Raw genomic sequence first — 5,874 nt, forward strand, 5'->3', positions numbered from 1 at the left:
GGTCGTCCCGACGGTCACCGCCACCGGAGCGGAAGCCACCGGACGGGCGGTCGCTGCTGCCGCGGAAGGACGGACGGTCGTTGCTGCCGCGGTAGCCGGAGCCACCGGACGGGCGGCCACTGCGCTCGCCGACACGGTCGTTGCCACCGCGGTAGCCCCCGCGGTCGCCACGGTCGTCGCGGCGGTCGCCGCCACGGTCGTCACGGCGGTTGAAGTTGCCCCGGTCGTCACGACGGTCGTCGCGCGCGGCCGGCTGCTCCGGGACGGACACCGCGGCGATGAGCGCGGCCTCTGCCTCGGCGGCGACCTCGGCCACCGCTGCCTCGGGGTCGTCGCCCCGCTCGCGGGCGGCACGGGCGACCAGACGGTCGGCCTCCTCGCGCAGCTCGACGGCACGGCGCTGGACGCGCTCCAGCTGCTTGGTGAGGTCGGCGGCCTCGCGCTCGGCCTGCTTGGCCGCGTTGTTCGCGGAGTCGGCCTGGACCTCGGTCAGCGACCGGGCACCGGTGATCTCGGCGACCTCGGGCTCGAAGACGCCCGCGCCCTGCACGATGTGGCGCGAGGCGTCGACGCCCGCGTCCTCCATCAGGCGGAAGATCTGGCGGCGCTGGTGCGGGAGCGCCAGCGAGACGACGACACCGGACTTGCCGGCACGGGCGGTACGGCCCGAGCGGTGCAGGTAGTCCTTGTGGTCGCCGGCCGGGTCCACGTTGAGGACGAGGTCGATGCCGTCGACGTGGATGCCGCGGGCGGCGACGTCGGTGGCGACCAGGGCGTTGACGTAGCCCTTCTTGAAGTCCTCGAGGACCCGTGTACGGGCGCCCTGGGTCATGCCGCCGTGCAGCGCGTCGGCCTTCACACCGGACTCGATGAGCTGCTCGGCGATGCGGTCGGCGCCCAGCTGGGTGCGGACGAAGATGATCGTGCGGCCCTTGCGGGCGGCGATCGCGGCCGTGACCGGCGCCTTGTCCTTCGGCTTCACGACGAGGACGTGGTGCGACATGGTCGTGACGTTGCCCTGGGCGCTGTCGACCTCGTGCGTCACCGGGTTGCTCAGGTAGCGCTTGACCAGCGTGCCGATCTCGTTCTCCATGGTGGCGGAGAAGAGCATGCGCTGGCCGCCGCCGGGGATCTGGTCGAGCAGCTCGGTGACCTCGGGCAGGAAGCCCAGGTCGGACATCTGGTCGGCCTCGTCGAGGACAGCGACCTGGACGTTCGCGAGCGAGCAGGCACCGCGGTTGATGATGTCGCGCAGACGGCCGGGCGTGGCGACGAGGACGTCGACACCGCGCTCCAGGGCGTAGATCTGGTTGCCCATCGACGTACCGCCGCAGACGACCTTCATCTTCAGGCCGAGCACGTCGCCGTACGGCTGGAGGGCGTCCGCGACCTGCATCGCGAGCTCACGGGTGGGGGTGAGGATGATGCCGCGCGGCTTCTTCTTCTCGGTGGTGCCACCGGAGAGCGTGGCCAGCAGCGGCAGACCGAAGGAGAGGGTCTTGCCGGAGCCGGTACGGCCACGGCCGAGGATGTCCTTGCCGGCCAGGGCGTCCGGGATGGTCGCGGCCTGGATCGGGAAGGGGGCGGTCACACCGTTCTGCGCGAGCTTGCGGACGATGCCCTCGGGCAGTCCGAGCGAGCCGAAGGTGATGCCGGGCTCGGCGTCCTCGTCGGAGGCGGCCTCTTCCGGGGCGTCCACGGTGGAAGCGGCCTCGGCGGAGGTGTCCGCGGCGGGGGTCTCGGCGGCCGGGGTCTCGTCGGCTGCCTCGGGGGCCTGGGCGACTACGGCCTCGGCGGCCTCCACGACCTCGATGTTCTCGACGTCGTTCTCGGACATGACGGTGTGGTCAGAACTGGAAATTGACATGCGAAATGCGAAACCTTCCGGAGTCTCGGCACGCGCCCGTAACTCCGTGTTTTCGCAATTTCGACCGCCTCAATGCGGTCCAGCCACGGCAAGGGAGAGTACGCGCCACACGGCGCTCTTCTGTGTCGGCGCCGGGCATAGGATCAAACGATCTACTACCATACGCACCCTCCCCCCATTCGTGCAAACCGGGTCGGGCGCAGCCCCCTCTCACACGGGCGCGACCTGCGGTGATACCCGCGGAGTGGGCCACACCTCGACCCTGCCCGGCGCCCCCATCGCGTCCGTACGGGACTGCGCCGCCGGCGAGGCCGAAGGGGGCTCCGGGGGCGACGAGGGCTCCGGGTCGGGCGAGGGCGGGGGCTCCTCGGGGGTGACCGGCGGGGGCGGCTGCTCACCCGGACCGGGATCGCTGGCCTCCGGGGTGGGCAGGGGGCCGCCCCGGGAAGGCTCCGGGGTGCCGGGGCGGCCGGGCTGCGGCCGGGCCTTCTCCGGGCCCGCCGACGCGGGGCGGCCCGACGCCTCGGCGTCCGGCTCACGCGAGGGGCCCCGGTCGGACTGCGCCTCGGCACGGCCGCCTCCGGAGCCCGACCGGCCGGTACCGGCCACGGTGTCGCCGCCCGGCCGGGCCGACGCACCCTTCTCACCGGCGGAGTGCGAGGGCACCGGCTTCCCGGCGTCGTTGCCGACGCTCACACAGCCTGTGGACGCGGCGATCGTCAGCGCGGTGACGGCTGCCCAGCGGACGCGGGCGGACAACTGGTGCACGGGGTGGCACCTCCGGGGAGGGAAGAGGGACGGCGGAACGGGAGCGATGTGTCCAACTCCCCCGCCCCCGCCGGGGACACGCCCGGACACAACACCCGCACACACCCCCGCCGGCCGGCTCACACGCCGGGGCCCCCGAAGCCTCCCGCGAGCTCCGCCCCCAGGAACACCGCCCCGAGCCCCACCAGCAGGGACGCCAGCAGATTGGCCCCGGCCAGGAATCCCCGGCCCGTCTCGGCCAGCCGCAGGGTCTCGTAGGAGAACGTCGAATACGTCGTCAGCGCCCCGCACAGGCCCGTGCCCAGCAGCGCGTACACCGGCGTGGAGACCGTGGCGCCGGTGAGCAGCCCGAGCAGCAGGCTGCCCGCCGCGTTCACCGTGAAGGTCCCCCACGGGAACACGTACGGCGTCCCCGCCCCGTGCCGCGCCTGCACCGCACGGTCCGTCAGATAGCGCAGCGGCGCCCCGGCCGCGCCGCCGAGGACGACCAGCAGCCAGTTCACGCCGTCCGCCCCCGCCGGTCCGCGAGCGCCCGGGTCAGCGCGGCCGCCGCCCACACCGCGCCGAGCGCCGCCACGGCCGTGGCCCCCATGTACGCCATCGCCGTCGCCGCCTCCTGACGGGCCAGCAGCCCGGACACGTCGGCGGCGTACGTCGAGAACGTGGTGAACCCGCCGAGCACCCCGACCCCCAGGAACGGCCGCACCAGGGGATGCGTGATCCGCCCCCGCTCGACGGTCAGCACCATCAGCACGCCGATCAGGGCGCAGCCCGTCACATTGACGGCGAAGATCGCCCAGGGGAAGCCGTCATCGGCCGCGGGCAGGGCGAGGGTCGCCGCGTAGCGCGCCGTGGCCCCGGCCGCGCCGCCCGCCGCGATGACCGCCAGGACCCGCCACTTCCCCGGGCCCTCCGTCTCGGCCCGCTGCGCGGGGACGGAGAGATCGACGTCCGGGTCGACGACGGGCCGCTCCGGCAGGGGGTCCTGGGTGCTCACCCGTACCCCAGCTCGTGCAGCCGCTCGTCGTCGATGCCGAAGTGGTGGGCGATCTCGTGGACCACGGTGATCTCGGTCTCGGCGACCACGTCCTCGCGGGTCTCGCACATCCGCAGCGTCGGCCCCCGGTAGATGGTGATCCGGTCCGGCAGCACCCCCGCGTACCACTCCCCGCGCTCGGTGAGCGGGGTGCCCTCGTAGAGGCCGAGCAGCTCACGGTCCTCCGGGTCCTCCGGCTCCTCCTCCACGAACACCGCGACGTTGTCCATCAGCCGCATCAGCTCCGGCGGGACCCGGTCAAGAGCCAGGCTCACCAGCTCTTCGAACTCCTCGCGCGTCATCTCCAGCACCCCGCCATTGTCACGTACGGCGGACCGGAACGGGCGGGCCGCACCCGCCGCCCGGGCCACCCGCCCGGCCCACACGTCCCGGCCCGCCCGCATGTCCGGCGTCCGATCGGGGCATACGCGCCCAATGGCACGCCCGTTCCACGCCGCAGCCGTCCGTGTCCGCCGCCTCTACCGCTCCCGCTCGCGCGCCACCGCCCCCACCGGCGGGCTCGTCACCGCGGCGCACCCCTGGAAACGCGCGTTCGGCCTGCTCGCCGTGGTCGTGCTGGGCGCCTGGCTCGGGCTCCTGGTCGTCGGCAGCGTGCGTACGCCGGTGGGGCCCATGGACACCACCATGACCCTGCGGCCCTCGGTGAGCGGCGGAACGAAGATCAACGTGTCACCGCTCGGCGCCCTGGAGCTGGACTCCCACCACGCCCCGGTCCGCCTGGACGTGGACGTCGACCAGCTGGACCCGGAGCGCTCGCAGGCCCTGGTCAAGCACCCCGAGCGCCTCTCGGGCCTCCAGGCCGAGGTCACCGACGACGTGGCCTCCGGCACCCGGGAGCTGGCCGTCCGCTCCTGTGTGGCCGTGGTCTCCGGCGCCACCGCGCTCGGCCTCGTCGTCTACCGGCGCCCCCGCCGCGCCCTGGCCGCCGGGGGCCTCGCCCTCGCGCTGCTGGCCGCCTCGGGCGTCAGCGCCTACGCCACCTGGAACCCGAAGTCCGTCCTGGAGCCGAAGTTCTCCGGGCTGCTCTCCAGCGCCCCCTCGGTCGTCGGCGACGCCCGCTCGATCGTCACCGAATTCGACGTCTACCAGCAGGAACTGGCCCGGCTCGTCACCAACGTCACCAAGCTGTACGACGCCACGTCCACGCTCCCCGTCTACCAGCCGGACCCGGGGACCATCCGGGTCCTGCACGTCTCCGACATCCACCTCAACCCCGCCGCGTGGCACATCATCGCCTCGCTGGTCGAGCAGTACGAGATCGACGTGATCATCGACTCCGGCGACACGATGGACCACGGCACCGCCGCCGAGAACGGCTTCCTGGACCCCGTCTCCAACCTGGGCGCCCCCTATGTGTGGGTGCGGGGCAACCACGACTCCAAGGAGACCCAGGACCATCTGCGGAAGACCAGGAACGCGCACGTCCTGGACGAGGGCGAGGCGGTGAGCGTGGCCGGGCTGCGGATCGCCGGCACCGGGGACCCCCAGTTCACCCCGGACCGCATCCGCCCCACCGGCGGCAAGGCGTCCGAGCAGCTCGCGGGCATGCGGCTCGCCTCGGCACTGCGCGACCAGAAGCGGGCGGGCACCCCGGTGGACATCGCGGTGGCGCACGACCCGAACGCGGCGCGGGAGACGGACGGAACGGTTCCGCTGGTCCTGGCCGGCCATGTGCACCACCGGGTCAACGAACTGCTGCCCCTGGGTACGCGGCTGAAGGTCGAGGGCTCCACGGGCGGCGGAGGACTGCGCGCCGTGCAGAACGAGAAGCCCGAGAAGGTGCGCGCCTCGGTGCTCTACCTGGACCGGCCCACCCGGCATCTGCAGGCCTGGGACGAGATCACCCTCGGGGGCCTCGGCCTGACGACGGCCGAGGTCAGCCGCCATCTCCCGGAGGAGAACCTGAAGAGCCCGCCCCCTTCCCCCAGCGTCTCGACGACCTCCCCGTAAACCGTTTTGGCGATACCTCCTCGCATCCCATATGCTTCTCACGTCCCCGACGCGCTGGAAAGCGCGCAGGTGGGCCCTTAGCCCTCATCGTCTAGTGGCCCAGGACGCCGCCCTTTCAAGGCGGTAGCACGGGTTCGAATCCCGTTGGGGGCACGCTTTACGGTGTGCGAGACTTGTCTCGCACATTAGCTAGGTCCTGTGGAGCAGTTTGGAGTGCTCGCCACCCTGTCAA

6 protein-coding genes and 1 tRNA gene are annotated in these 5,874 nt (G+C 72.8%); 2 read left to right on the top strand and 5 right to left on the bottom strand.

Annotated features, from left to right (window positions below):
- From JKV81_RS02185 to JKV81_RS02205, 5 genes are all read right to left on the bottom strand, one after another.
- A partial coding sequence (locus JKV81_RS02185) for a DEAD/DEAH box helicase (protein ID WP_202074804.1) occupies positions 1 to 1,837 on the bottom strand: 1,837 nt, incomplete at its 3' end.
- Positions 1,838 to 2,077: 240 nt separating this feature from the next.
- Positions 2,078 to 2,635: a hypothetical protein gene (locus JKV81_RS02190; protein ID WP_202074805.1), complete on the bottom strand. Its 558-nt coding sequence runs from the start codon at positions 2,633 to 2,635 to the stop codon at positions 2,078 to 2,080.
- 119 nt (positions 2,636 to 2,754) lie between these two features.
- Positions 2,755 to 3,138 (bottom strand): fluoride efflux transporter FluC, encoded by a 384-nt coding sequence (locus tag JKV81_RS02195; RefSeq protein ID WP_129264747.1) that lies wholly within the window; start codon positions 3,136 to 3,138, stop codon positions 2,755 to 2,757.
- Positions 3,135 to 3,632: a fluoride efflux transporter FluC gene (locus tag JKV81_RS02200; protein WP_129264746.1), complete on the bottom strand. Its 498-nt coding sequence runs from the start codon at positions 3,630 to 3,632 to the stop codon at positions 3,135 to 3,137. The genes JKV81_RS02195 and JKV81_RS02200 overlap by 4 nt, the downstream gene beginning before the upstream one ends.
- Positions 3,629 to 3,982, bottom strand: a complete 354-nt coding sequence (locus tag JKV81_RS02205) for a metallopeptidase family protein (RefSeq protein ID WP_015578045.1) — start codon at positions 3,980 to 3,982, stop codon at positions 3,629 to 3,631. The genes JKV81_RS02200 and JKV81_RS02205 overlap by 4 nt, the downstream gene beginning before the upstream one ends.
- 124 nt (positions 3,983 to 4,106) lie before the next feature.
- Between JKV81_RS02205 and JKV81_RS02210 the strand changes: the two genes are divergently transcribed.
- Together JKV81_RS02210 and JKV81_RS02215 are read left to right on the top strand one after the other, a co-directional pair.
- Positions 4,107 to 5,642 (top strand): metallophosphoesterase family protein, encoded by a 1,536-nt coding sequence (locus tag JKV81_RS02210; RefSeq protein WP_202074806.1) that lies wholly within the window; start codon positions 4,107 to 4,109, stop codon positions 5,640 to 5,642.
- Positions 5,643 to 5,722: 80 nt separating this feature from the next.
- Positions 5,723 to 5,795 (top strand) — tRNA-Glu (locus JKV81_RS02215).
- Positions 5,796 to 5,874: the final 79 nt, after the last annotated feature.

This window comes from Streptomyces silvae (assembly GCF_016745505.1).
Taxonomy (GTDB): domain Bacteria; phylum Actinomycetota; class Actinomycetes; order Streptomycetales; family Streptomycetaceae; genus Streptomyces; species Streptomyces silvae.